Consider the following 26,609-nt stretch of genomic DNA (forward strand, 5'->3'; position numbering starts at 1 on the left):
AGGCGATAAGCTAATGGCAAAGAAAAATAAAAACATTTTGGTAAGGTTAGTAAGTACAGCAGGTACAGGCTTTTTTTTAGTGAAAAAGCGTAATCCAAAAACGCAAACCGAAAAGCTTTCTTTTCGTAAATACGATCCAAAAGTAAGAAAACATGTTCTTTTTAAAGAAGAAAAAATAAAATAATCGAAGTAATATATGGCAGTAAAAATTCGTTTAGCTAGAGGCGGTGCTAAAAAGCGTCCTTTTTACCGTGTAGTAGTAGCTAACGCAACCGCACCACGTGATGGTGATTTTTTAGAAAAAGTTGGAACTTATAATCCAATGCTTGCTAAAGATAGTAATGAGCGTGTAGTTCTAAAGGCGGATCGTGTAGAATATTGGCTTAAATCTGGTGCTAAACCAACAGATAGAGTTGCAAAATTTATCGAGCAAGCTGGTATAGCTCTTCCTGAAAAAGTCAAAAAAGAGATGGAAGTTAAGCTAAAAAACCGTAAAGCTAAACCAAGCAAAAAAGAAGCTAAAGAAGCATAGTTATACCACTGTCATCCCGTGGCTCATCCACGGGATCCAGTAAAAAAGTTTAGAGTGTTGTCAAATCTAGCATTGTCGCTTGTACCTGTGTTGTTGCATAGCTCTAGAAACGCCTCCGATGTCATTCTTAGCAACGGCTGGAATCCAGCATAAAGCGAGAGAAATCGAGCTTTTAATTTTAAGTTACTATGCTTGGATTTTACTGGATCCCGTGGACGAGCCACGGGATGACAGAGGGTAAAACTAAGCTATATAACAACACTAGTCAGGCTACAGTATAAAATTAAAAGCTTTAAATTTACTTAGCTGAATATCTAAAAAAATAAGCCGGATTAGCTCAGTGGTAGAGCAACCGCCTTGTAAGCGGTAGGTCATCAGTTCAAATCCGATATCCGGCACCACCTTTATAGGTGAAAAATTGTAAAAATATTAGATTGCCGAGTTGAGAATTTCCGGCATTGTTGCATGACTCCGATGTTATTATTGTGGAGGCTTGCCTGTGTGGATGCTAAGTCGTCATTGCGAACGAACGAAGTGAGTGCGGCAATCTAGAAAAATAATAAAAAATGCTATAAATTAGCATTTTTTATACTTCCTTGCTTCGTCAATTACTTCGTAATTTCCTCGCAATGACGAGAAAATTGATCCACGCGGGGCAAGCTTTAAGCGGGAATGACATATAGGACGTTTTTTGATATTTATGCGGGCAATGCCGGCTTGACCCCACGGGATGATACTAATAATAACGGTTTCAGAGCCATAAAAACACTGTGCTTGAAACACATAAACCATATCCACCCATTTCAGCGCCCTTAGCTCAGCTGGATAGAGCAACGGATTTCTAATCCGTAGGTCAGAGGTTCGAATCCTTTAGGGCGCGCCACTCTTCAGTTTTTGCTATTTGTACGAACGTCTTGAACTATGAATCATGATAACAATTTAAAACAAAAGAATTCTTACATATTAGGTGTAGGAAAAGCAGGAGCTAAAAATTTAGATTTTCAGCACCAGATGTTAAAGCGGCATTCTATAGAGCAACTTGAAAAAGCTGGTCTAAAAGAAAGCGCCATTATCTGGGATATTGGTTGTGGAAATGGTACAATGACTGAGATCATGGCATCTAGAGTAGGTGATAATGGGCAAGTATATGCAGTTGATATTAGCGAGCAACAAATCCAAATAGCCCAGCAAAGAATTAAGAATGCAGGACTCAAAAATGTTACATTTATAGTTAGTGATCTTTACTCACTATCAAATAATGATTATCCCAAAGCCGATATTGTCTATTCTAGATTACTATTAATGCATCTGAAAAATCCTATTGAAGCTATAAAGCTGATGAGTTCTTTATTAAAAAAAGAAGGGATAATTTCATTACAAGAATCTGATCTAAATTCAACTCTTCAAAAACTAAACAATCAGGAAACTAATGAAAGTTTCAAACGTTATTATAAGCTTGTCACGACTTATGGGCAAATTAACGGAGTTCATTATGACATAGGCAATAAGTTAGCTAATATATGTCAAAGTTTAAATATTTTTTCAAAAGTAGAACATTATATTTCTAGTTATGATTTTAATGAATATAAAGACTTGCTCTTGGCTAGATATGACGAATTTAAAGACAGAGTTGTTTTAGCTCGCTTAATAACTAAAGAAGAATCTCTACAACTTCGAGAGAAGCTGCAAGTTTTTTTTAATAGTGAGGAATTAATAAAGATGAACTTAAAAATTAATCAACATCATTTATTACTGACTATATAAAAGCTAGAAATTAACTCATTATATAGCCTGCTTCATGACAATTTAGCAATAATGTTTTTCACTTCAAACTCATAAGCTTCTTCAAAATTCCAATGAAGTTTGAAAGGAAGTAAAATACTATCTCTTGCCACCCTACCATAAAATTTTTATGCTGCTTGTGAATTTTGTTGCATAAAAAAAGCATCATTTATATACTGTCTTTTTGTGCCTAAGGTTAGCAAATCGTACACTAGGTCGTGCCACACATATCCCATAATAATCTTAGCAAAATAGTCTAAATATATGGAAGAAAAGCAAAAGTCTAAACCAACGCTTCGTGCCAGAGCTAATAAAATTAAAGATTTTAAATGCAAAAACTTAATTGCTGTAATTGAGAATCCTGATAATATAAAAAACATTGTTACTAATCAAAAATTGCTTCCTGATACATGGGAAGAAATGCGTGCGGAGCAAAAACTTAATGCTATATCCGTCTCGGCTATAAAATGGAGCTTTGTAAAGATTTTTAAGGATACAAATAGTTGTATGGATCACTTAGATAAGCAAGGCTTTGTTTCGCTTGTTACTTCTCCTCATTTGAAAGGATACAAAAATGTAGTACTTCATGAACACGATTATACTAAGTATAAAAAGCTTGCAATTTGGTTTGGAAATGAAGGAATAGGCATTAGTAAGACTGCAGTTGAAAGGAGCAATATTTGTATTAACATTCCAATGTATGGCATTATTGAGAACCTTAATTTAGGTACTTCATCTGGTATTATACTATATGAGATTACAAAACAACGGCGTGAATTCCAGTTTAACTTAAAAAATAAAATTGTTACAAATAACATTAAAAAAAATTTTTAAATTGAAGAAAGAGAAGAGGGGAAGTAAATAATAAATACTTTATATAGATAATTATATACTAGGTCTAATTACAGCATGTCCAAATCTATATTTAAAACGTTGCTTAGTTTTTTTAGTGTATCTATTGTACCGGTACGTGATCCTTTCTCGATAGCAGAAATATATTGTTTAGTTTTACCAATCTTAGTAGCTAGCTGTTCTTGGGAAAGTCCTCTATGTTCACGATAAACCTTAATAGGATTTTCACCACTTAGAATTTTCTGAACTAGTTCTTCAGGGAAATATTCCTCATTTTTAGCAATTCCCTCAAGATATAATTCCTCATCGGTAATATGACGTTCCTTAAAGTTTATAAGCTTATTACTCATTTGTATATTTATCCTCCAACGAGTTATTTCCATAACATGCCAAATTATAGTATAGGCAAAAATCTGCTATACTTAAAAAATCATTTTTTATGTTTATTCCATCATATAATTTTATCTCTTGGAAAGATTTTTTATATATTTCTGTATGAATAAACCCAAGCAAATATAAAGTTCCAAGGCTTGAGGTAAAAATTATACTATTTGGATCGTTTAGTATTATATCCTCAATTAAAATAGTAAAAGTCCCTTTAGGCTCATTTCTTATTTCATCAATTAATTTACGTATATTAGTATGATGGAATGAATTTTGCTCTATAATCTTTGATGTTTGGAAATTATTTTGCTGACAGTAATTATTTATAAGTTCTTTGCGGTGTTTACGATTTTTAGAATTTGAGATAGGTGTAAGGAAGATTATTATTTTTTTGGTATCAAGCATGTGTCCCCGCTGAATATAAACTTAAATTGCTCAAGTTTTAACCACCGAAGAAAATCTTTGGTGGTTGGGGAGTTCGAAAAACCGTAGCAACAGTTCACAATAGATTTTAAGCTTAAAATAATATTCTAAGCTCTGGACATGTCTATTATCACCCCCAACCATAAGTATTGAGGATTGCATTATATAATGGTTAATGTATAACCATGCTACAAGAGGTTTCGAAGCCCCAAAATAGCTTTAACTATTTCAAACACAATTTTATATTCTATTTCCTAAAAAAGTCAATCGGTAAGTGAATTGAGGGTGGCTAGCATTCCTAACTAAGTATAGATATCGTCATTGCGAGGAAAAACTATAAGTTTTGACGAAGCAATCTAGTAAAATGCATAGCATTTTTATTATTTTTTTTGGATTGCCACGCTCCTTGCAGTCGCTCGCAATGACGGGAAGCTGATCCACGTAGGCAACGCCTCTTCTAAATGACAGGAAAACTAATCAATTATTTGTATCTGTAGCTCTTCTTTCTTTGCAGTTATTTTTACTATTTTTCCGCTACTTACCTCGCCTGCTAAAATCATCTTAGCTAAGTTATTTTGTATTTCACGCTGGATAAGTCGCTTCAATGGTCTTGCTCCAAAGCTCGGATCATAACCTTTTAAGGCTAAATAGTTTAAAGCTGGTTCATCAAATTCAAGAGTGATATTTTGTGCTGATAAGATTTTCTTTAAACCCTCTAGCTGAATCTTTACTATATCGTGAATATTATTTTGGTTTAATCTATGGAATAATATAATCTCATCTAACCTATTCAAGAATTCAGGCTTAAATACCATCTTCACATATTCCATAACTTGGTCTTTTACCTTATAAGTATCTTCGCCCTCTTTTTGGTTAACGAGTATTTCAGCACCTAAATTAGATGTTAGCACAATAATAGTATTCTTAAAATCAACTGTGATACCCTGACTATCGGTAAGTCTTCCCTCATCTAATATTTGCAGCATAATATTAAAAATATCGGGATGGGCTTTTTCCACTTCATCAAATAATATGACTTGATACGGGCGGCGTCTTACCGCTTCGGTAAGCACTCCACCCTGATCATATCCAACATACCCGGGAGGTGCTCCTATCAAACGAGAAATAGCATGCTTCTCCATATATTCGGACATATCAATACGTAAGATGGCGTTACGATCATCAAAAAGAAAACCCGCTAAAGCCTTAGTCAGTTCAGTTTTACCAACTCCAGTCGGACCGAGAAACAAGAAAGAACCAAGCGGGCGGTTAACATCCTGAATACCGGCACGTGATCTTCTAACAGCATCACTAACGCTTTTTATCGCCTCATCCTGCCCTATTACCGACTCACGTAATTTCTGCTCCATCACAAGCAAACGTTCACGCTCACTTGATAGCATTGTATCGATCGGAATACCGGTGATACGAGAGATAATACTTGCTATATCACTTTCTGAAACAATTTCCTTTAACAATCCTTTACTGTCAGCATTTTCGGATTCCTGAATTTTCTTCATAATCTCAGGAATGATTCCGTATTTTAACTCACTAGCTTTGGCTAAATTAGCATCACGTTCTGCTCGCTCTAAATCAATCCTAGCACGGTCTAACTCTTCTTTAAGTTTCTGCTGTCCTTGAATTTTGGATTTTTCGGCTTGCCATTTAGAACTCATATCGTAAGATTTAGATTCCAACTTTTCTAACTCTGCGGTTAAATGCTCAATTTTCTTTTTAGAATGCTCATCATTCTCTTTCTTTAAAGCTGCAAGCTCTATCTTTATCTGAATAATACGGCGATCTAGTTCGTCCAGTTCTTCAGGTTTACTTGATAGCTCGATTTTCATACGGCTACAAGCTTCATCAATTAAATCAATCGCTTTATCAGGTAGAAAACGATCCGTAATATAGCGGTTTGATAGAGTTGCTGCCGCAACTATCGCACTATCGGAAATCCGTACCGCATGGTGCAGTTCATACTTTTCCTTAATACCTCTAAGTATGGATATCGTATCCTCTACTGTCGGCTCGCTAACATAAACAGGCTGGAAGCGGCGAGCAAGTGCAGCGTCTTTCTCGATATATTTGCGGTACTCGTCTAAAGTGGTAGCTCCGATACAATGTAGTTCACCGCGTGCAAGCATCGGCTTTAGTAAATTTGATGCATCCATAGCTCCATCAGTCTTACCAGTACCGACTAATAAATGTAATTCATCGATAAATAAAATAATCTCACCACTTGATTCTTTTATTTCACCAAGAACAGCTTTAAGCCTCTCTTCAAACTCACCACGATATTTTGCTCCTGCAATCAACGCTCCCATATCAAGCTCGATAATTCGGCAATTAATAAGAGTTTCTGGCACATCTTTGCTAAATATTCGTTGTGCTAACCCTTCGATTATCGCAGTTTTACCAACGCCAGGTTCGCCGATCAATACCGGATTATTTTTCATACGACGAGATAATACTTGCACTGTTCTTCTGATTTCTTCATCACGTCCGATTATCGGGTCAAGCTTACCACTTTCAGCAAGTTCAGTTACATCTCTGCCATATTTTTTTAGAGCATCATAGCTATTTTCTGCTGATTCAGTATCGGCTTTTTTACCCTTGCGAAGCTGCAAAATACTAGCTGCTAGTTTTTTGCTATTAACCCCATTATTGGTTAAAATTTTACCAGCTATAGTATTATCAAAACTTAAAGCTTCCAAAATACGCTCGATTGTAACAAAGCTATCCCCATTATCTTTAGCAAGACTATTAGCTTTTTCTAAAACTTTAAGAAATTCAGCAGAAGAATAAATTGTTCCTCCGCCATCAACTTGCACTTTTGGAATTTTATTTAATTCTACCTGTACTTGATCAGCTAAAATATTTAAGTTACCTCCGCTATTACTAATAAGTGTTTTAACGATCCCTGTATCTTCATTAAAAAGACTAGATAATAAGTGCAAAGGTAATATTTGCTGATGATCATTTTTAGCCGCAATGGGTTGACAGTTTGTTATTACTGATTTAGCATGTGCAGTAAATTTATCAATATTCATATAAATAATATATTTTAATTAATAAGATTAAAATTTTTTAATAGATATTGTTTATATAATTACTTTAAAATTATAATACAAGGGTATACTCGTTTTATTTGAAAAATTGGCGGCGACGTCCTACAGGTGCTGAGGTACTCACGTAGTTTATCTATGCTCCGTTCCTCGTGCTTATAAACTTCTTGCTCTTTTCCAAATAAAACTTCGTCTACTATCTAACTAAACTAAATATTAATATATAAAGCTTTCACTATGTCCTCATTAAAAGAACAATTCGACGCAGATAAATATTTTCTTACAACACAAACAAATGAATTTTTAGCAAATAACAAACAAGATCCTCTACATACAAACAGAGATGAAGTTAGAGAAGCAGTTAAAAACGGTAATTTTACTGAAGCATTACAAAAACTTGAAATTTTACGTGAAGAAAGAACCGGTATAACACTTACTAAAATTGATCCGTTGATAGAAGGTACAACACCGATAATAATTCGTGATGCACGAAATGCTAAAGATCCTCGAGAGCTTGGAACGGAAAGCTTTGAGATGCAATATTTAAATGTCATAAGAGCAGCAATAGATATAGCTGAAATCGAAGGAAAACCAGAAGCACTTAAGACAGAATTAAGAAAACAAGCAGTAGATTTTATTGATAACTTTCATAAAGATAATGAAAAAAATTCTCAAATGCAAATCTCTCCTAATGTAAAGGATAAGATTAATGACATAGCCATACTGCTAGAAAATAATGGCATTAAAGAAGTGCATAAGAAGCTAAATGTAGCAAAAGATTTTCAGAATTTTAATGATGAACATTGTAATATAGTAACGCTCTCAAATATTAAAGATAAAAATGGTAAAGATCATACTGTTATTGAGGCAGAAGTAGCACTCAAGGGAATAACCGATGAGCAAAAGGCAGAATATCAGAATAGAGCCGATAAAGATTGGTTCAAGAAAATGCCTAGTTGGGAAAGACAGTTAGTTAATAAATATGCTGAAACAATTAAAGAGGGTGAGCATGTTATCCCTACTCAATTGCGTCAAATAGTAGGAATGAAAAACACTTTTGAGAAAATTACAGCAATAGCTGAAGAAAATAAACCTATTGAAATAATACGTGCCTCTAAACATGCAGGAACTCTTGCTTCTATTTCTCGTGATAAAGAATCACAGATTTAAATACTAAGCAAGCTCAAGAATGGATGGGCGATCATAAATTGCATGCTAATACTTTAAATAGTGGAGCTGCAAATTTTGTAGTGCCGCACCCTGATGCAAAACTGGTAACTCTTACTAAAAGAGCTATAGATCATGTAGGAGGTCGTTATACTAATACAGCGTTTAATAAATTTAGAAGAATCGCAGGTTTTAATCATTTTGATGGTACAAAAGAACAACTTAACGATTTGGCTAATAATTTACCAAAAGAAACTAACTTCAAAGATATTGCGACCCATTTAAAACCACGTGGTAAATTAGAAAGATTATTTGGTATTAATAAACCGAAAGGTGATCTAAAAACAATGCTGAATACAGAATTTAATGCAGGTAGGTTATCTAAGCAAGCTCATGAAATATTAACCAATGCAGCTAGTTTAAAACAAGATATAGAAAAAGCTGACGCAATTTTTTATAGAGGTGCAGATAAAGAAAATATAAGTAGTAGCATTTCACGAAAATTAAATTATTTAAGCAACCAAATCTCAAATTCTAATGACTCTATTTTTAAAGATGTTCCAAAGCACGAAACGCTTACTATGTGTGCAAGTGGTAAGGATCGTACAGGTCTTGCCGAACATGACCAAACTAGTACTGCTATAGCTAATAGATTAAGAATAGAAGTAAAAGCTGCTGATGAACAGCTTTTAAAAGCAGGTCATACTGCCGGTCAAGCTGGCGGAGTTTATGCAGGCGGTGCTACAATCGGATGTTACGGTACATTAAAAGTAACGGCACAAGGTTTTCCTGAATCTAGACAAGAATCATTAAAAAGTATGATTGAGCCATCGGGAGCCAATAATAAGATTAAGAAACTTGAAAAAGGTCAGGTAGTTAATGAACCAGCAGAGCATAAAAAAGCTAAAGAAACGCCTAATCCGTATCAAACGACAAATTATGAAATAGCTGCAAATATACAAACACCTTCTGTTGTGGTAACTACTCCAAAAAATGAACTAACTGAACTAATACCGGATTTAAATAAAGCCCAACAACAAATAATATATAAACCTACAGTAGAATTAGATAATGGAGGAAGAATTACTCCTAATGTTACACCTGCACAAAAAGTAAATCAACGTAATAAAGATAATAATATAGGGAGGTAATAATGTCGCATTTAGCAGTTGTAACAGGCGGTACTAGAGGAATAGGAGAGTCTATTGCCAAAGAATTAAAAAATAAAGGTTTTACTGTTATTGCTAATTTTTTTAGTAATCATGAAGCTGCAAAAGCTATGGAAGAGCAATATGGTATCAAAACCAAACGTTGGAATGTTGCAGATTTTGAAGATTGCAGAAGAGCGATAAAAGAAATTGAAGAGGAATATAAACAGCCAGTAAGCATTTTGGTTAATAATGCCGGAATTACCAAAGATAAAATGCTGCATAAAATGAGTCATCAAGATTGGAACGATGTAATTAACGTTAATCTCAATTCTTGCTTTAATATGTCAAGTAACGTAATCGAGCCGATGCGAAATCAAAATTACGGTCGTATAGTAAATATCAGCTCAATCAATGCTCAGGCAGGGCAGATTGGTCAGACTAATTACTCTGCTGCTAAAGCTGGAATTATAGGTTTTACTAAAGCTTTAGCACGTGAAACTGCTTCTAAAAATATCACGGTTAATTGTATAGCTCCTGGATATATTGCAACGGAAATGGTAGGGGCAGTACCTGAAGACGTGCTTGCAAAAATCGTTAATAGTATTCCGAAAAAAAGATTAGGGCAACCTGAAGAAATCGCAAGAGCAGTAGCATTTCTAGTTGATGAAAATGCTGGATTTATCACGGGTGAAACTATCTCAATCAATGGTGGTCATAATATGTTATAAATAATTTAATGGATTTTAATATGAGCAAAGAAAGAGTAGATCCGAATAATAATGACGAGGTGTATCATGATTTTGATACAACAAAAGGTATAAATTTTTTTCTTTCAAAAGGGGTTGAATCTTACAGAAGGGGGGAATATGAAGAAGCACTTGAACAATTTGAATATGCTAAAAAATTAGACGCAAATCATGAAAATATATTTGAACGGAAAAAACTTGTCCATCATTGTGACTATAAGTCGGGTTTAGTCTATAATAAGTTGGCTCAGAAAGAAGTGGAGCCAATTCAACAAAAGCGATATCATGAAATGGCAGCATATTGCTTTGAAGAAGCACGGACAAATTCTCGGAACGACATATTTAGGGGGCAAGATCTAAACCAGCTTATAGCAACAGCATATAATAACGCTGGTAATGAAGAAAAAGCATTACAATTTTTACAAAAGACTAGATTATATAAACTTGCACAAGAATTAGGGCAAAAGAATTCACAAGAATTAGTTATAGCTAATCCAATCCAAGATAATGATAATATATCGCCTCAAATTATACAAGAAGCAATTCGTCATTTATTTTTAGAACAGCAAAGACAAAATATAGTACAACAAGAACAAGGACAAAGAATTGGTGCATTAGAACAAGAAATTGATAAGATAAAGAAAATGTTATCTAATGCAAATATTGATACTATAGATGGCATTAATACACAAATAAAAGAGCTAGAGAAGAAAGATTCCGATTTATATAAGTATTATAAGCATTTTCTTTCAGGGTTGCGGTCTATATATTTGGCTTCTTGTATTACTAGTAGTGATGCAGTAGTAGTAAATGTTGGGCATATGGAGCGTACAACTTCTATTGAAAAAGGAATATGTATTGTGTTAGATATGGTTACGGCGGGATGGTTTAAACCTTTTGTAACTGGAGGACTTTCGGTTTTTCATGATATTGCTGATAATATTTATAACTCACGTGTGGAAAGTAAGGTATCAGAGGTGCTTAAAAAGTTCTATATGATAGTTAGTAAGCAATATGATGAAAGTATGGATTTTGAATGGCATTTGAAACAAATAGCATTGTTTTATACTGAGTTAAAAAAAGATGAGGTTTTAAATATAGGATCAGAAAATAATAAGGATAATTTTTGGAATTTTTGTAAACAAAAAATCTTACCCATGCAAAAAAAAATAAGGATAAAGGAGATGACCATATAGTAAAATTAGCCTTTAATGATATCGTGTCTTTGATAAATTATATAGAATATAATGCTGATACGATGATAAAGGAACCTGCACCATTTTTAGCTCAAATTGGCAGCAGAGCAAAAACCGAATTAGGAAAAACATGGGAAGAAGTAGTAAAAAGTAATCCTACCAATATTGTAGAATATAAATTTTCACAAATAGAAAATAATTTATCTGAATTTAATACTATAATTCAAAAAATGAAGCTAGGGCAATGGGCTAGTATTCCATTATCTTATATTTCAATTAACCCTTGGTCTCTATATTTTTTAAAGCTTTCTTGGTCAGGTGAACAAAGAGGAATTAATCATTTTATGTTATTGCTATTATATAAAATGTGTAAGCTTAATGATGAAAATATCCGTACTTTAAAAGATGAAATTAATGATAATAACGAGAAACATGGAAGTATGGAAATAGTCATAGATGAATTGATTGGAGTTCAGGGACCTTATGAAAAAAATATTCGTAATTTTGCAAAAAAGAATAAAGATATAATTGAACTAGCAAGAACTCAGGCTCCTCAATTATTTGTTACAGAGCGTAATATTGATTTATGTGTTGAAGATGAAAAGCATAAAAAGGATGCAAAAGAGATATTACAATTAAGATCTTCAGACCAATTTGTTGAAAGTTGCTTAAAAAGAGTATGTCCTAAGTTAGATGAGTATAGAAAGGCTCAAGCTGAAAAAGCTAAACTGAATATAAAATATGAACCGATAGGTGCGGATTTGATGACTTTTGAGATACTTAAGCATACTGATGAGCATAATGAGGTCTCAAATTTAGGTGTTGCGAAAGGATGAGTACTATATACCATATTCTTGATCATGTTCCTGCTATTTATAAAGAGGATATGGAAATAGAGTATAAGAATTTAGCAATGCAGATAATTAAGTCGGGGAAGCTAAGAATAGATACCGATGATTGTTGCAATTTTGCAAGATTTAGTGACCCTGCTTTTAATATTAGTATGATGGTTAGCAAAGAAGAGCTAACAGATCCACATTTAATCCCTGAAACTACAAAACTTTTCCAAAATCTATATAGAAATTCTGCTACCGATCAAAAAATAAAATCTGTCTTTGATAATCTAAAAAAACAAATCTATAAACTACAGCCAATCAAAAAAGAAGTAATGGAAATGTTAGCCCGTATTTTTGTACAATCTGCTCACCCGATTGTCATAAGATGGCTACTTCTTGATAAAACAGAAATATTTATCACCTACTCTCATAATATTGGTGATATGATGGATATGGTTAACTGGCAGAAAGTAGGCGGTAATAGTGGAATGCAAAGCACTAACGGCAAAGATGTGGCTATTTTTGTCTCATGTGGTGGTAACCCTTTTGCTGAAAATAGTAAGGATCACCCTATGTATGGTGGTGGCTTTGCTGCTGTTGCAAGATTGCAGATTATAGCAGCTCAAGAACTTGGGCATTTTGCTGATATAAAAAGGGATAATAGAGGTAGGCAAATCACCCGCCATTCGGCTAATTTTTCTGGCACTAAAGCAACGGATAATGCACGTATTGCTCGTAAAAAAGATATAGAACATTGCCGTAATTTACTGCATAAACTGCTTATAGCAGGCATGAAAAAGCAGCTAGATTATGAGACAAAGCTTAAATTTTATCATACTAATAAAGTAAGAGGTTTAAAAATTCTAGCAATAAACTTCATGATTTTTATATATAAATTTAAGCTTTTAAGATATAGCAATAAACATGGTTTGGTTTTTGTCAGGAAATTTAAATCAGATAAATATATGGCATTAATGATTGATGCTATGTTTAAAGATATGCAAGCTAATTTATCACCATCAGCTGATGTATATAAAAATAAAAATCCTGAAATTGAAGAAGCAGTAGCCTGCATTGAAGCACTAGCACGAGTACCTCAGCAAGCAATAAAATGGGGATATCTAACAACAAAGGAAACTATGCATGAGCTTTATAAGATATATTATAATGAGGTCATCCCATCGTTAATCACTAGCTATGATGCAGTAACAGGTGAAAACTATAAACGTAGTTTGAAAAAAGCTAAAATTAGCTTATTAGCTAAAATAAATATTTTTAACAAGAAAAAATTAGTACTAAAACCAGTCAGAGAACTATAATTCGTTGTAATAAAAAATTCAATCTTTAATTGAAATGACAGTAATAATGCTATATTTATAGTGTAATATATCATTATTACTTATGTCCCAGAAACCTAAACACGACGAAATTATAAGAAGTGCGTTTGAAAACCCTTTAGTTTCTAAAGAGTTTTTTCAAATGCATTTACCCCCTTATATACAGAATCTAATTTCTCTTGAAAACCTAAAAATGGAAAAAGATAGCTTTGTAGATAAAAGACTCAAAAAATCTATAGTAGATATTCTATTTTCTGCTAAGTTTGGAGAGAAAAAGGGCTATTTATATCTACTTTTAGAACACCAAAGCACACCTGAGTATAAAATGGCTTTGAGGTTATTTCGGTATATGTTTAAAATTGCTGAATACCATAAGAAATCAACAAAAAGTAAAAAGTTCCCTTTCATATATCCTTTGATATTTTACAATGGTCAAAAGAAATATAATGCTCCACGAAATCTATGGGAATTATTTGAAAATAGTGAACTTGTAAAGGCTACATGGACTAATGACTATCAATTAATCAATGTACATGATATTCCGGACGAAAAATTGAAAGAAAAAGCATGGTCTGGGATTTTGCAATTTTTTATGAAGCATATTCATGAACGTGATTTATTGAAAAGGTGGGAAGAAGTAGCTGATCTTTTGCCTAAATTCGCTAAAGTTGATATCGGTATTGATCATATAGAACTAATTTTATGCTACACTTTGACCAGAATTAAACAAGGTGATATAATAGAAGTAGAAAAACTACTTAAATCAAAATTAAATCCTAAAAAAAGAGAAAACGTTATGAAAAGTATAGCTCACCATTGGATGCAACAAGGAAAGGAAGAAGCAAGAGAAGAAGCAAAAGCGGAAGCAGTAAAGCTAGTTAATATTAAAATGCAAGAAGAAAAAATTACTATGGCAAAGAAAATGCTAAAAGAAGGCATACCATTAGGTGCTGTTATAAAAATTACAGAATTATCTAAAGCAGATTTAGAAAGATAAAATCACTATATATTTAAGTATTTTGATAAATACTAAGAATCTCAAAATCTTGCCCTCTTAAAAAGAACTTTTCTGGCAACGTAATTTTTGCTACAAAATTTTTTACTGATTTGCTTGATAAATATATTGTAGCTGTGGTATTACTCTGCTCGTCGTTATTTATACGTGCTGATAGTAGAGTAATTATTTGTTCTAATTCTTCGTCATTTTTAGGGTAGAGCTGTAAATCAAATTGCTGATTGCCAGTTGCATTTTCAATTGATGAAAAGCTTTTAGCAGTGATTTTAATACCGCCCTCATCTTTAATGATATCGCAATTAACAACTACTAGACTTTTGACGTCAAGTAGATGTACGTAATCTTTTAAAACTTCTTCGCTAAAAATACTTAACTCAAATATATTTTCAGGATCAGAAAGCACTAGGGTAACAAATCTACCTCTTGCTGACATACGAGAATCTTTCTTTTGTATTACACCAGCAATCATTACTCTATTACGGCCATCAGGCAAATTATTATGTAAGTCAGCCGAGCTTAAGATATTTAAGCGATTGAATATTTCTTTGTATTCTGTTAGCGGGTGATTTGAAATAAATAACCCCATAGCCTCAAATTCATAAAAAGTTAAAGTATTCTTATCAGCGTAATCACTTGAGACTAGGATTTCTTTACTTAAGCTGGAAACTTTAATTAAACTAAATTGATTAGATGCCTGCTCTTCATGGTAAGAAACCGAATATGCAAGAAGCTTAGAAATGCTTGAAAATAATTGCAATCTATTATCATGTAATTCATCAAAACAGCCAGCTTTAATTAGATTTTCAAGTAATTTACTGTTGATAGCTTTTGGTGGTAATCTCTCAATAAAATCAACGATCGATTTAAAAGCACCTCTTGCATTTCTTTCATCTGTTACTAGCTTACCAAAATTCGGCGTGACTCCTTTTATAGCTCCAAGTGCGAAGATTATAGAACTATCAATGTCATACCGCGGCTTGACCGCGGTATCTTTTAATTGGTCTCCATGGATACCGCGGTCAAGCCGCGGTATGACATACTTTACACTAAAATACCCACCTGAAATATTAATATTCGGTGCAATGATTTTTATATTATTATCTTTTGCTTCTTGCAGGAATAAATTAATTTTATCGTGATTATTTAGTTCAAGATTTAAGCACGCAACTACGAATTCTGCTGGATAATTAGCTTTAAGATATGCTGTTTGATATGAGATAACCCCGTAAGCTGCGGCATGTGCCTTGTTAAAACCATAACCAGCAAATTTAGCAACAGTTGCGAAAATCGATTTAGCTTGAGCCTCAGAAATATTATTAGCTATTGCACCTTTAACAAAAATTTCTTCTTGTTGTTCCATCTCAGCTTTAATTTTCTTACCCATGGCTCTACGAAGCAAATCAGCAGCTCCTAGCGTATAACCAGCTAAAACTTGAGCAATTCTTTGGACTTGTTCTTGATATATCACTACTCCATAAGTTTCCTCTAAGATAGGCTTTAACAACTCATGCAAATAATCAGGCTGCTGTAATTTATGCTTACAAGCTATATAGGTTGGAATATTTTCCATAGGTCCAGGGCGATATAACGCACCAAGAGCTATTAAGTCATGTATGGAATCAGGTTTAAGGCGTCTAAGGGCATCTTTCATCCCAACACTTTCAAACTGGAATACGCCGACTCCTTTACCTTTACATAACATTTGATAAGTTTTTTCATCATCAAATGTCATATCGTTAAAATCTATTTCTATATTTTGCTCTTTTAACAATTTCTTACAATCGGTAATAACAGTTAAAGTTTGCAGCCCAAGAAAGTCGAACTTAATTAAACCAGCAAGCTCGCAATATTTCATGGAGTAGCCGACTACCAACATATCGGAGTTAGCATCTTTATAGACAGGTACTATATCAACTAAATCAGTACCAGCTATTATGATTCCTGCTGCATGTGTTGAGGAGTGGCGATGCAGCCCTTCAAGAATTAATGATGTATCAAGTACTAGCTTAATTAATTCTAGCTCACCCTCTAAATTATATAATCCGTTACCTTTAGCAGCATTGGCAAGCTCTGGCACTTCTCGTATTGCCTGTTCAAGCGTAACGGGGTTTATTGCACTAAACGGTACTAATTCAGTTAGATAATCTGCAAATTTATATGGCAGGCTTAGTACTCGTGCAACATCCTTAATTACAGCCTTTGCCTGCATTTTACCGAAAGTTATAATTTGTCCTACTCTATTATTACCATATTTAGAACGTACATAATTAATAACTTCTTCTCGTCTTTCCTGACAAAAATCAATATCAAAGTCAGGCATTGAAATACGATCTGGATTCAAAAATCTTTCAAATAATAGACCAAATTTAATAGGGTCAAGATCAGTAATAAGCAAGCTCCAAGCAACAACTGATCCTGCTCCTGAGCCTCTGCCTGGTCCTACTAAAATACCTTGATTTTTACTCCATTTTATAAAGTCAGATACGATCAAAAAATAACCAGCGAAATTCATACTGCATATAATATTTAGCTCATAGTCAAGACGAGCAAAATACTCAGTTTTAATATTTTCTTGATTTTCTATGGAAATATGTTCAGATTTGAATTTTGTATCAAGTCTTGCAAGTAATCCATCTTTTGCTTCTTTTCTAATTAAATCAGTTTCACTAATATCTTTAGTAGCAAAATTAGGAAGCATTGGAGGATTTGTATGGGCAGCAAAATAACAACGCTGGGTTAAATTTACTGTATTTTCGATAGCACTAGGTAGATCGGCAAAAAGCTCGATCATTTCTTTTGCTGATTTAAAATAACAATTCTCACTAACTGTTTTACGATCAGGATATTCTTTAGTAACACCGGCAGAAATACATAATAATACATCATGTGCATCATGCATGCTTTTTTTGCTGAATAGTACTTTATTGGTAGCAACAAGCGGAATATTTAATTTTGATGCTATTTTAATATAATTATCTTCAATAAGCTGCTCTTTCGGTAGATCGTGTCGCATGATTTCAAAGTAAAAACGATCTCCAAAAATTTCTTGCAAGTTTCGTACAAACATTTCAGCTTGTTCTTCTTTATTAGCAAGCAAGCATTTCCCTGTAATACCCTCAGTATAACAACATAATGCTATTAATCCCTCTTGATATTCTTTTAAATCCTCAAAAGTAATATGGTTGCATATTTTACGATCATTTGTAGTAAAGGTGATACTGGATAGTTTAAGCAAATTTTTATAGCCAGTTTCATCTTTAGCTATCAATAATATTTCTGCAAAAACGTTTGCTTCATATTGTATATTTAAAATAACCCCGTGAATAGGCTGCAAACCTTTCTTTATTGCATATAAAGCAAACTCTAGCGATCCAAATAAATTCTCTTTATCTGTTAAGCAAATAGCAGGCATTTTATAAGAAGAGGCAAGCTCTACTATTTTTTCAGTAGTTAATGCACTTGCTAAGAAAGAATAGGAACTTTGAGTTCTTAAATGTATAAATTCAGTTTGCATTTTTAATTAGTGTTAAAGTGTATAAATCGTCATTGCGAGCGAGTGAAATGAGCGTGGCAATCTCATGAAATAATACGGGATAACAACTCCTGAGATTGCCGCGTCGTCTACGACTCCTCGCAATGACGTTATTGGGGCTAAATCTTACTTCCTACTGTATAATATTTAAAGCCGATGCTCTTCATTTTATCAGCTTTTAAGATATTCCGTAGATCAATTATTATAGGTGTTTTTACCAAACTATAAATTTTCTGCCAATCAAGTGCTTGAAATTCATTCCACTCAGTGGTAATAACTATAGCATCAGCAGAATCACAAGCTTTGATTGCGGAATCTAGATATAACAAATTTTCATTTTGAAAAGTTTTTTGGGAATTTTCAAGACCCATAGGATCGAATGCCTTAACGTATGCACCTTTATCTAATAAATTTTTAATGATCTCAATTGCAGGACTTGCTCTAACATCGTCGGTACCTGCTTTGTAGGTTAAGCCTAAAACTGCTATATTTTTACTTTTCAAATTTTCATCTAATAAAGTAGCTATCTTATCTACCATAAGACTCGGACGTTCTTTATTACTTCTAATCACTGCTTCAAGAATTTTAGAATCTATGTGATTATTCTTAATGATACTATTTAATGCCAAGATATCTTTTGGAAAACATGAGCCTCCAAAGCCAGGTCCAGCATTTAGAAAGGCTGTTCCAATTCTTTTATCAAGCCCTATTCCTTTAGGTAAATTTTTAATATCAGCACCAATTTTCTCGCATAAATTAGCCATCTCATTAACAAAAGCAATTTTAGTAGCCAAAAAACTATTTGAGCCATATTTAATAAGTTCTGATGTAACTAAATCAGTTACTACTAATTCTGCTCCATTATCCGTTAAAGGCAAATAAATCTTTCGTAATATATCCTCTGATTCTTTATTATTTACACCAATCACGATACGATCAGGATATAAAAAATCTTCTACAGCATTCCCTTCACGTAAAAATTCTGGATTTGATGCAACATTAAATGAGAAGCCTTTTGCTTTTAAATAATTAATGATATTATTACAACTATTTGGTGGTACAGTTGATTTGATAACTATTAAACAATCTTTGTTTATATGTAGAGAAACTTTATCTATTGCCTCATAAACATAACTTAAATCGGCTTCGCCTGATTCTTTAGAGGGTGTACCGACTGTTATAAATACTGCTTCGGTATTTTTAAGTTCATCACTATAAAAGCTAGTAAACTTTAACCTTTCATGTTCCAAAGCTTGTGTAAAATATTTATCAAGTTTAGCTTCATAAATTGGTAATATTTTCTTATTTAACTTAGAGATTTTGGCTTCATCATTATCAAGACAAGTAACATTATGACCTAAATAGCTCATCATAACACCGGAAACTAATCCCACATAGCCGCTACCAATAAATGTAATATTCATAATTTTTGATGATTTTTTCTAGATTATACTTTATATTTAACAAATATTACAAGTCTAAAACTTGCGTTATCTTTTAATCGATTTATAAACTCGAATGAATTTTCTCAAAAAAGCTTTTATTAGTATTTTTACAACTTTTGCTGCATTGTTTCTAATTGCATATTTAATTTTTTATAGTGCAAATCATGGACATATGAATAAGCCTTTAAAAAGAGTAATTGAATTTTATTTAAGTAAAAATGATATCAAAGCTGTAATAGATGACTTAAATTTTAAAGAAAATCACTTAATAATTAATAAAATTTCTTTATATCTTATAGATAATGCTGAAGGGGAAATTAATGACCTTGATATTACTTTAAATTTCAAAAATCTATTTTCTAATTCATTAATAGAAGCATATTTTAATGTAGCTCAATTTTCGGTAATATCAAATAATAAGGAAGAAATTATAAATACTCAAATAAATGGTGATTACTCCTTAAATATATTCCAAAGAAATATTTTAACTAATATAAACCTAACTTCAATAAAAAGTGATATTTTAACAGATGAAAAAGGGGCAGGGCTGCCGCTTGGAAAAGCTGTATGTGTTTATAAAACTAGCAATACAAAAAATAACCCTAAAATAGCTGATTGTAAGCTGAATTTTGGGAACAAAGCTTCTTTATCTTTAAACAGTAAAATAACTGATAAAAACATAGATGCAAATGCCAATATAGTAAATATTCCTCTGATAATTTACCAAACAGTAGAAAAAATTATTCCTAACAATCCTGTGATATCGTATTTGCGGGAGCATATAAAACAAGGTCACATTCAAAACGGCGAATTGAGCATTAAACTAGATAGAAAATTTTTAAAAGAAAATATTTTAGAAGACGATAATTTAAAAGCAAATTTGCATATATCAAATTTTGAATATAAATATCATAAGGATTTACCTGCTTTAACTAAAGTTGATACTAATGTAGTTATTTCAGGGGCAGAGGTAAAATTTTTGATTAACGAGGCTTATAGTGGTAATAGCGTTCTATCTAATGGTATTATGACTTTTAAATGGGAAGGACCTCTTAAGTCACAATTTGTTTTTAATGCTACTGCTAAAGGTGAAATTAGTGATTTAGTTGATTTTATCCCAAATGACGCATATCAAAATATTAAAAATGAAGATATTGATTTGAAAGGAATTAAAGGAAATGCCAATTCAATAATAGAGATAATAATTCCTATCAATTCTGAAATCGATAATAGCTATAATGTTACCTCAACATTAACTGATATAAATTTTAATACTTTAAGTAATAATATATTATTACAACATGGTGAGGCAAAAGGTGTTTTTAAAGACAATCAATTAAATATTACTGGTAAGGGTAAAATCAATAATTATGTAAGTAATTTTACTTACGACCACGATATGGTAGATGAAAATAATAATTGCCTGCTTAAAATAAAAAGTAATATTACAGCAAATAATAAAAGTTTTGGCATATTAAAATTAATGTCAGGTAGTGCTGTTTTAGATTTTGAATATAAGAAACAAAATAACAATGCAACTATTGATCTTAATTCTAACCTTGATAATTTAGAGTTTTATATAGATAAAGTAGCTATCCACAAACAGTTGCGTAAAAAAGCTAATTTAAATATCCATACTAAATTAAGTGATAAGGGTTCAGATAAGAATATCGAATTTAATCTATCAGGGGATGATAGTTTAAAAATTAGTGGTAATATCTTAGCTAAGAAAGATACTTATAATATATCTTTGCTCTCCATCAATCATAAAAATACAAGATTAAGCGGAAAAATAACTATAGATAGTCATAATCTAAATACTGAAATTTATGGAAGCGTATTAGATCTTTCAAACTCTAATATGATAGAGTTTTTACAAAAAGATGGTGATTCCACACGTAATGTAATATTAAAAACTAACATATATAAAATTTTATTAAAGGATAATGTAATTTTAGATAACTTTGATTTAGCAATTAAATGTGATAAAGTACGCTGCTTCTCTGGTTTTCTAAATAGCAATATTTCTAATAATGGAAAAGTGAGGATGTCTCTTACTGCACAAGAAAGCTATGAACAATGGTTAATTGAGTCAGATAATGCCGGTGCATTACTTAAAGGGCTCGGGATGTATAGTTCTATGCAAGACGGTTATGCTAAAATTAACCTGAATACTAGAAGATATAAAGTTAAAAAAGGCGATATAATACCAATATTAGATGGTAAATTCTATATAACACGTTTTGCCTTAACCGATACTCCTTTTTTAACAAGATTAGTTTCTTTTGTTTCAATACCTGGTCTTCTTAGCTCGATAACCAATAATAAGAATATTTCATTTGAAGATATGAACGGTAATTTTAGTTATCAAGGAAACGTAATTACATTATCCGGTGCAGAAGCACACGGACCATTTTTTGACTTTACTATGAAAGGTAATATTGATACCAACCAAAAATTAATTCAAATTAAAGGTAACGTTATCCCATCATTTTTCTTCATTAGTAGTATTGTAACTAAAATACCGGTAGTAGGTAAGATATTTTCTAAGGTCGCACCTTATTCTTTAAAAATACAATATAAATAATATGTTTTTGATAAAGAAAATAAGTACAGATAAAATATATTTACTTGGGATTCTGCTCTTAGGTCTAATTTCCGGTTTCACGTTTAATTTAATTTTTTTTACCGTTCCGTACCAATTATCCGAAGCAAGATATACAACCGATATAATAGGTTTAATATCGCTTGCTGCTTTTCCTTATTGTTTAAAGGTTGTATGGTCTCCCTTTATTGATAAATATTCTATTCCTTTTTTATGTTCTAAATTTGGAGCAAGGCGTGGCTGGGCAATAGCATCACAGCTATGCCTAATTTTAGCGATGACCGGATTTTTAAGCTTTAGCCCTTGTGATAATATATATATTACAGCCACTATATTATTTATTATCTCTTTTTGTGCAGCTACTCAGGATATTGTACTTGACGCATACCGCATTGAAAGACCTACTTCAAAAAAAGAACTTTCTTTAGCATTTACCTTCGGTAGCATTGGATTCCGACTTGGTATGTTACTCGGTAGCGTCGGTGCTTTATATATATCGGTTATTTTTGATTGGAGTACTGTTTATAAATTGGCTATTTGTATTACTCTTCTTGGACCTATGATTGTTTTATGCATTAAAGAACCAAAGCCGAAACAACAATCTCATAGAACGAAAGATTTAATAAATCTGAAACAATATTTTGAAGTTATTAAAAGCAGTATTATATCCTTGAAGAACGAACAACGGCATTTATTGTTAATCATGCTGTTTGTTTTTTTATATAAAGCCGCTGATTCTATACCTATGGCTATGAGTTCACCTTTGTTATTAGATTTAACTTTTACTACTCATGAAATAGCTTTTATTTACAAGGCTTACGGATTGCTTATCATGATAGTAGGAGGAGCATTAGGCGGAATTTTATCAACAAAAATCGGTATATTACGCAGCGTTTTAATAGGCGGCATTATTCAATTACTTTCACCTCTTATGTTCATGATCCTTGCTATTGTCGGATATAACGTAAAGATATTTATAATAACTATTACTACGCAAAATTTTTGCATTGGTTTTGCTGGAACTATTATCTCTATATATTTTGCAAATCTCTGTAATAGTGAATTTATTGCTACCCAATATTCTATTATAGCATCTTTTAGCTCGGTTAGTCGTATTGTTTTAGCTGCTCTTGGTGGCATTTGTGCAAAATATCTTCCTTGGTCTTTATTCTTTTTTTGTAATACGTTATTTAGTATGTTATTTATACTGGTCTTCTTTAAAGTGTATGGTAAGAAAATGTAGAGTATCGCCAATAGCAAATTACTTAGGTAATTCGCTATTTGCGTAGAGTAAGGATAAATTTATCCCTATTCCTAATAATTAAATGTTTTCTACTTCCTGACCTAACATATTCACATTTGATTCTTGTGAGTTGTTTACAGTATAATCTATATCAAAAAAACTAATTTTATTAAATATAGCGTGCTTTATTTCGGGCGGTAAAATATATAAATCACCATATCCTTCTTTCCCTATTCCTGCTATTTTTAAAAAATTTTCATTTTTATACTCATTTATTTTTTTTAAATTCGGTATTTCTTTATTGTTATAATTCCAAAACTCTTCAAGCGTACTTTGATCATATTTTTCGTATAATTTTAAATATTTATTTAACTCTACAGCATTTTTATCTTCACTAAATAATTTTAATTGTTCCCATAAACTTTCTAATTTTGCTTTATTGTTTTTGGTTATTATATTAATTTCCTTTTCTAAATCATTATCAATAGAATTTCTAAATTTAAAATTAGTTATGAATTGGTTTTGTTTAATAGCTTCTAACAAATCTTTTTTCATTTCTGGAGTCCTTGGAAACCAATGCACGCTAGTTGTACTATATAAGGTACCAGTAATATCATAAACTGCCCCTTTTTTTAAAACCGCTATCAATGCTTTTACACCTTCAGAGTCTAAATGACTAACATCAAGACTATGTATATTGTTTTCTTCAGAGTTTGCTATTATTTCTAAAACTTTATTTATAATTTTTTGATTTACTCCCTCACCCCATCCTCCTACTAACACTTGGTTTAAGCTTTTATTTAAAGTAAATAATTCTTCTAATTTTTTTTCTAATGTTTGATTATCATTTACTTTCTCATCTAAATTAAAAGGAATGTTACCTAAATCCAAAATTTTTGCAGTAGTATTTTTTGAAATATCTTCTAATAATGAGCCTAATTCATTAAGAGTTTTATATTTGTTGGATATATCTATTTCAATTTTATTGTTTGACATATTATTCCCCTATTGTAATTTTGAAATAATATTATATTAATAAATTTACTTTTTAAAGTTAAAAAATTAATTACATTTACTAATTTAGGGCAAGTTTAGTACGCTAGGGTGTGTTAAGAAAAATAGCAATTCTTGAAAAAGAAAAAAAGAAGTATATTATATAGTTATGAAATTATATTCTTTTCAAGAACATTTATCAGAGCTTAAAGTAAGATTATCTAGAATATTTATTATTTTTATAGTTGCATTTGCTATTTGTTATTATTTTAGTGATAATATTTATAGTTTCTTATTAGAACCGCTTGCTAAACTAAGTAAGGATAATTTACGAAATATAATCTATACTGGACTTACTGAGGCATTTTTTACTTATATTAAGCTTGCAGCTTTTACAGCTTTCGCTATTATTATACCAGTAATTGCTTTAGAATGTTACTTATTCGTTAGTCCGGGATTATATCGCCATGAAAAAAAAATTATTGCGTTTATTCTTTTTATATCGCCTATTTTATTCTGGTGTGGTAGTATTTTCGTTTTTTATTTCGTAATGCCAAAAGCTTGGAATTTTTTCCTTAGTTTTGAAAAGCGTGATTTAATAGTACCGATAGTTTTAGAAGCTAGGATTAGTGAATATTTAAATCTAGTTATTCATCTAATTATAGCTTTTGGTGTTGCCTTTCAACTTCCAGTTGTTTTAATAATATTAAATATATTAAAAATAATTACAATAGAAACACTTAAGCAAAAAAGACGTTTTGCGATAGTTATTAACTTTATTATTGCAGGAATATTAACTCCTCCAGATATATTAAGCCAGTTTGCTCTTGCAATACCGCTGCTTTTATTATATGAAATTTCAATAATAATATGTAATTATATAGAAAAAACCGAGGTCATAAATGCTAAATATTAAATGGATTAGAGAAAATCAAGAATTATTCGATGATAAGCTTAGGCAGAGATTTATTGAACCTATGGCAAAAAGAATCGAAGAGCTTGATGGAAAAAAAAGAAAAATCACTAATCTAATTCAAGAATTTCAGCACGCACGTAAAGTAAAGTCAAAAATTTTAGGTAACATAAATCCTAAAAGCGGCGAGGAATTTGAAGGATTACAAAGAGATGTCAAGGACATCAATGAAAAGCTAGAAGAACTCGAACAAGATTTAAATAATAATAATGAGCTAAATGAGCTATTAAATACTCTTCCTAATATTCCTGATGAAGAAGTGCCATATGGTATTGATGAAAGTATGAATAAATTAATTCGTACTCATGGAGAAGTAGATCTTAATGCTCAAAATAAAAAACAACATTTTGAGCTTGGTGTAAAGCTAGATCTAATGGATTTTGAGCAAACGGCAAAAATTTCAGGTGCTAGATTCGTAACATTAAAAGGTGATTTAGCAAAATTAGAGCGTGCTTTAGCCAATTTCATGCTTGATATTCATACTGGAGAGTTTGATTTCCTTGAAGTGTCGCCTCCAGTGCTAGTTCGAGATAATGCTATGTATAATGCGGGTCAGTTACCTAAATTTGCCGATGAATCTTTTGCAACCACAAACGGCTATAGGTTAATTCCAACTGCAGAAGTATCGTTAGTAAATATGGTTGCCGATACTATTATTCCTCGTGAAAAATTACCTATGAGACTTGTTGCTTATACACCATGTTTTAGGTCAGAAGCAGGTAGCAGTGGTAGAGATACTAGAGGGATGATTAGATTGCATCAATTTAGTAAAGTAGAGCTTGTATCTATTACAACACCTGAAGAGTCAAAAAACGAGCATGAATACATGACTAACGCTTCAGAAACTATCCTACAGAAACTAGGATTACCTTATCGCACTATGCTACTTTGTACAGGCGATATGGGATTTGCATCACAAAAAACTTATGATATAGAAATTTGGCTTCCTGGACAAAAGCAGTATCGTGAAATTGCTAGCTGTTCTAATTGTGGTGATTTTCAAGCACGTAGAATGAAAGCACGATATAAGGAATTTGGTAGTCATGATACTACTTTAGTTCATACCTTAAATGCTTCTGGATTACCAATTAGTAGAACTATGGTTGCAATTTTAGAAAATTATCAAAATGAAGACGGTTCAATAACCGTACCGGATGTTCTGGTAAATTACATGGGAGGGTTACAAAAAATCACTGCATATTAAAGAATAATCATTTATTAAACGTAAATAATTAGGTAAAGTTTTGTAATAATGTTTATTACATGATAAAGTTTTGCAGTAAGTGTTTGCGATTATAGCTTGGTGTTATACTGTGACTGGATCGTTACATG

The 26,609-nt window shown here is 32.0% G+C and carries 21 protein-coding genes and 2 tRNA genes; 17 read left to right on the forward strand and 6 right to left on the reverse strand.

All coding sequences use genetic code 11. The features are described 5' to 3' along the window. The first annotated feature begins 13 nt into the window (after positions 1 to 13). The 6 genes from rpmG to AAHF54_RS00235 all read left to right on the forward strand — a co-directional run bounded on the left by rpmG (position 14) and on the right by AAHF54_RS00235 (position 3,148). Positions 14 to 184: a 50S ribosomal protein L33 gene (gene rpmG, locus AAHF54_RS00210; RefSeq protein ID WP_011478029.1), complete on the forward strand. Its 171-nt coding sequence runs from the start codon at positions 14 to 16 to the stop codon at positions 182 to 184. A 12-nt stretch (positions 185 to 196) separates the two neighbouring features. Next, positions 197 to 532 carry a 30S ribosomal protein S16 gene (gene rpsP, locus AAHF54_RS00215; protein ID WP_341788635.1) on the forward strand — a complete coding sequence of 112 codons (336 nt, stop codon included), beginning with the start codon at positions 197 to 199 and terminating at the stop codon, positions 530 to 532. A 326-nt stretch (positions 533 to 858) separates the two neighbouring features. Next, positions 859 to 933 (forward strand) — tRNA-Thr (locus AAHF54_RS00220). 405 nt (positions 934 to 1,338) lie between these two features. After that, positions 1,339 to 1,415: transfer RNA gene (locus tag AAHF54_RS00225), tRNA-Arg, on the forward strand. 38 nt (positions 1,416 to 1,453) lie between these two features. Next, complete coding sequence (locus tag AAHF54_RS00230) at positions 1,454 to 2,296, forward strand: methyltransferase domain-containing protein (protein ID WP_342170020.1); 843 nt, start codon at positions 1,454 to 1,456, stop codon at positions 2,294 to 2,296. A 282-nt stretch (positions 2,297 to 2,578) separates the two neighbouring features. Then, positions 2,579 to 3,148 (forward strand): TrmH family RNA methyltransferase, encoded by a 570-nt coding sequence (locus AAHF54_RS00235; protein ID WP_342170021.1) that lies wholly within the window; start codon positions 2,579 to 2,581, stop codon positions 3,146 to 3,148. A gap of 68 nt (positions 3,149 to 3,216) precedes the next feature. On the opposite strand, the gene AAHF54_RS00240 is transcribed toward AAHF54_RS00235, so the two are convergent. The 3 genes from AAHF54_RS00240 to clpB form a co-directional block, all read right to left on the reverse strand. After that, positions 3,217 to 3,516, reverse strand: a complete 300-nt coding sequence (locus AAHF54_RS00240; protein ID WP_341788639.1) for a helix-turn-helix transcriptional regulator — start codon at positions 3,514 to 3,516, stop codon at positions 3,217 to 3,219. Continuing rightward, positions 3,509 to 3,955 (reverse strand): hypothetical protein, encoded by a 447-nt coding sequence (locus AAHF54_RS00245; protein ID WP_342170022.1) that lies wholly within the window; start codon positions 3,953 to 3,955, stop codon positions 3,509 to 3,511. The genes AAHF54_RS00240 and AAHF54_RS00245 overlap by 8 nt, the downstream gene beginning before the upstream one ends. Positions 3,956 to 4,446: 491 nt before the next feature. Beyond that, on the reverse strand, positions 4,447 to 7,023 hold the full coding sequence (gene clpB, locus AAHF54_RS00250; RefSeq protein WP_341794543.1) for an ATP-dependent chaperone ClpB: 2,577 nt from the start codon (positions 7,021 to 7,023) through the stop codon (positions 4,447 to 4,449). Between the two features lie 252 nt (positions 7,024 to 7,275). On the opposite strand from clpB, the gene AAHF54_RS00255 reads away from it, so the two are divergent. The 7 genes from AAHF54_RS00255 to AAHF54_RS00285 all read left to right on the forward strand — a co-directional run bounded on the left by AAHF54_RS00255 (position 7,276) and on the right by AAHF54_RS00285 (position 14,468). Next, complete coding sequence (locus AAHF54_RS00255; RefSeq protein ID WP_341788642.1) at positions 7,276 to 8,208, forward strand: hypothetical protein; 933 nt, start codon at positions 7,276 to 7,278, stop codon at positions 8,206 to 8,208. 23 nt (positions 8,209 to 8,231) lie between these two features. Continuing rightward, complete coding sequence (locus AAHF54_RS00260; protein WP_341788643.1) at positions 8,232 to 9,356, forward strand: hypothetical protein; 1,125 nt, start codon at positions 8,232 to 8,234, stop codon at positions 9,354 to 9,356. A gap of 2 nt (positions 9,357 to 9,358) precedes the next feature. Then, complete coding sequence (locus AAHF54_RS00265) at positions 9,359 to 10,084, forward strand: SDR family oxidoreductase (RefSeq protein ID WP_341788644.1); 726 nt, start codon at positions 9,359 to 9,361, stop codon at positions 10,082 to 10,084. Positions 10,085 to 10,104: 20 nt separating this feature from the next. Further along, positions 10,105 to 11,298, forward strand: a complete 1,194-nt coding sequence (locus AAHF54_RS00270) for a hypothetical protein (RefSeq protein ID WP_342170023.1) — start codon at positions 10,105 to 10,107, stop codon at positions 11,296 to 11,298. Positions 11,299 to 11,321: 23 nt separating this feature from the next. After that, positions 11,322 to 12,134, forward strand: a complete 813-nt coding sequence (locus AAHF54_RS00275) for a hypothetical protein (protein WP_342170024.1) — start codon at positions 11,322 to 11,324, stop codon at positions 12,132 to 12,134. Next, on the forward strand, positions 12,131 to 13,453 hold the full coding sequence (locus tag AAHF54_RS00280) for a DUF2748 family protein (RefSeq protein ID WP_341788647.1): 1,323 nt from the start codon (positions 12,131 to 12,133) through the stop codon (positions 13,451 to 13,453). Before AAHF54_RS00275 ends, AAHF54_RS00280 begins: the two co-directional genes overlap by 4 nt. 82 nt (positions 13,454 to 13,535) lie before the next feature. Next, entirely contained in the window at positions 13,536 to 14,468 is a 933-nt protein-coding gene (locus AAHF54_RS00285) for an Rpn family recombination-promoting nuclease/putative transposase (RefSeq protein WP_341788648.1), read from the forward strand. 13 nt (positions 14,469 to 14,481) lie between these two features. Here the strand turns inward: AAHF54_RS00285 and dnaE are convergent, their stop codons facing one another. Further along, positions 14,482 to 18,000 carry a DNA polymerase III subunit alpha gene (dnaE, locus tag AAHF54_RS00290; protein WP_342170025.1) on the reverse strand — a complete coding sequence of 1,173 codons (3,519 nt, stop codon included), beginning with the start codon at positions 17,998 to 18,000 and terminating at the stop codon, positions 14,482 to 14,484. A 137-nt stretch (positions 18,001 to 18,137) separates the two neighbouring features. Beyond that, positions 18,138 to 19,442, reverse strand: coding sequence for a UDP-glucose/GDP-mannose dehydrogenase family protein (locus AAHF54_RS00295; protein WP_341788650.1), 1,305 nt, complete (start codon positions 19,440 to 19,442; stop codon positions 18,138 to 18,140). Positions 19,443 to 19,536: 94 nt separating this feature from the next. Between AAHF54_RS00295 and AAHF54_RS00300 the strand changes: the two genes are divergently transcribed. Next, a complete protein-coding gene (locus tag AAHF54_RS00300) occupies positions 19,537 to 22,050 on the forward strand; it encodes an AsmA-like C-terminal region-containing protein (protein WP_342170026.1) in 2,514 nt (837 codons plus the stop codon). Position 22,051: 1 nt separating this feature from the next. Next, entirely contained in the window at positions 22,052 to 23,311 is a 1,260-nt protein-coding gene (locus AAHF54_RS00305) for an AmpG family muropeptide MFS transporter (protein WP_341788652.1), read from the forward strand. A 78-nt stretch (positions 23,312 to 23,389) separates the two neighbouring features. Here the strand turns inward: AAHF54_RS00305 and AAHF54_RS00310 are convergent, their stop codons facing one another. Further along, positions 23,390 to 24,307: a hypothetical protein gene (locus tag AAHF54_RS00310; protein WP_341794767.1), complete on the reverse strand. Its 918-nt coding sequence runs from the start codon at positions 24,305 to 24,307 to the stop codon at positions 23,390 to 23,392. Between the two features lie 166 nt (positions 24,308 to 24,473). Between AAHF54_RS00310 and tatC the strand changes: the two genes are divergently transcribed. Further along, complete coding sequence (tatC, locus tag AAHF54_RS00315; RefSeq protein ID WP_341788654.1) at positions 24,474 to 25,220, forward strand: twin-arginine translocase subunit TatC; 747 nt, start codon at positions 24,474 to 24,476, stop codon at positions 25,218 to 25,220. After that, complete coding sequence (serS, locus tag AAHF54_RS00320) at positions 25,207 to 26,481, forward strand: serine--tRNA ligase (RefSeq protein ID WP_342170027.1); 1,275 nt, start codon at positions 25,207 to 25,209, stop codon at positions 26,479 to 26,481. The genes tatC and serS overlap by 14 nt, the downstream gene beginning before the upstream one ends. Positions 26,482 to 26,609: the final 128 nt, after the last annotated feature.

Source organism: Rickettsia endosymbiont of Seladonia tumulorum, from assembly GCF_964030815.1.
Classification (GTDB): Bacteria; Pseudomonadota; Alphaproteobacteria; order Rickettsiales; family Rickettsiaceae; genus Rickettsia.

Excerpts from the sequence above, each read along its gene's own strand:
- rpmG (WP_011478029.1), top strand. The coding sequence starts at position 14 with ATGGCAAAGAAAAATAAAAACATTTTGGTAAGGTTAGTAAGTACAGCA.
- rpsP (WP_341788635.1), top strand. The coding sequence starts at position 197 with ATGGCAGTAAAAATTCGTTTAGCTAGAGGCGGTGCTAAAAAGCGTCCT.
- AAHF54_RS00230 (WP_342170020.1), top strand. The coding sequence starts at position 1,454 with ATGAATCATGATAACAATTTAAAACAAAAGAATTCTTACATATTAGGT.
- AAHF54_RS00235 (WP_342170021.1), top strand. The coding sequence starts at position 2,579 with ATGGAAGAAAAGCAAAAGTCTAAACCAACGCTTCGTGCCAGAGCTAAT.
- AAHF54_RS00240 (WP_341788639.1), bottom strand. The coding sequence starts at position 3,516 with ATGAGTAATAAGCTTATAAACTTTAAGGAACGTCATATTACCGATGAG.
- AAHF54_RS00245 (WP_342170022.1), bottom strand. The coding sequence starts at position 3,955 with ATGCTTGATACCAAAAAAATAATAATCTTCCTTACACCTATCTCAAAT.
- clpB (WP_341794543.1), bottom strand. The coding sequence starts at position 7,023 with ATGAATATTGATAAATTTACTGCACATGCTAAATCAGTAATAACAAAC.
- AAHF54_RS00255 (WP_341788642.1), top strand. The coding sequence starts at position 7,276 with ATGTCCTCATTAAAAGAACAATTCGACGCAGATAAATATTTTCTTACA.
- AAHF54_RS00260 (WP_341788643.1), top strand. The coding sequence starts at position 8,232 with ATGGGCGATCATAAATTGCATGCTAATACTTTAAATAGTGGAGCTGCA.
- AAHF54_RS00265 (WP_341788644.1), top strand. The coding sequence starts at position 9,359 with ATGTCGCATTTAGCAGTTGTAACAGGCGGTACTAGAGGAATAGGAGAG.
- AAHF54_RS00270 (WP_342170023.1), top strand. The coding sequence starts at position 10,105 with ATGAGCAAAGAAAGAGTAGATCCGAATAATAATGACGAGGTGTATCAT.
- AAHF54_RS00280 (WP_341788647.1), top strand. The coding sequence starts at position 12,131 with ATGAGTACTATATACCATATTCTTGATCATGTTCCTGCTATTTATAAA.
- AAHF54_RS00285 (WP_341788648.1), top strand. The coding sequence starts at position 13,536 with ATGTCCCAGAAACCTAAACACGACGAAATTATAAGAAGTGCGTTTGAA.
- dnaE (WP_342170025.1), bottom strand. The coding sequence starts at position 18,000 with ATGCAAACTGAATTTATACATTTAAGAACTCAAAGTTCCTATTCTTTC.
- AAHF54_RS00295 (WP_341788650.1), bottom strand. The coding sequence starts at position 19,442 with ATGAATATTACATTTATTGGTAGCGGCTATGTGGGATTAGTTTCCGGT.
- AAHF54_RS00300 (WP_342170026.1), top strand. The coding sequence starts at position 19,537 with ATGAATTTTCTCAAAAAAGCTTTTATTAGTATTTTTACAACTTTTGCT.
- AAHF54_RS00305 (WP_341788652.1), top strand. The coding sequence starts at position 22,052 with ATGTTTTTGATAAAGAAAATAAGTACAGATAAAATATATTTACTTGGG.
- AAHF54_RS00310 (WP_341794767.1), bottom strand. The coding sequence starts at position 24,307 with ATGTCAAACAATAAAATTGAAATAGATATATCCAACAAATATAAAACT.
- tatC (WP_341788654.1), top strand. The coding sequence starts at position 24,474 with ATGAAATTATATTCTTTTCAAGAACATTTATCAGAGCTTAAAGTAAGA.
- serS (WP_342170027.1), top strand. The coding sequence starts at position 25,207 with ATGCTAAATATTAAATGGATTAGAGAAAATCAAGAATTATTCGATGAT.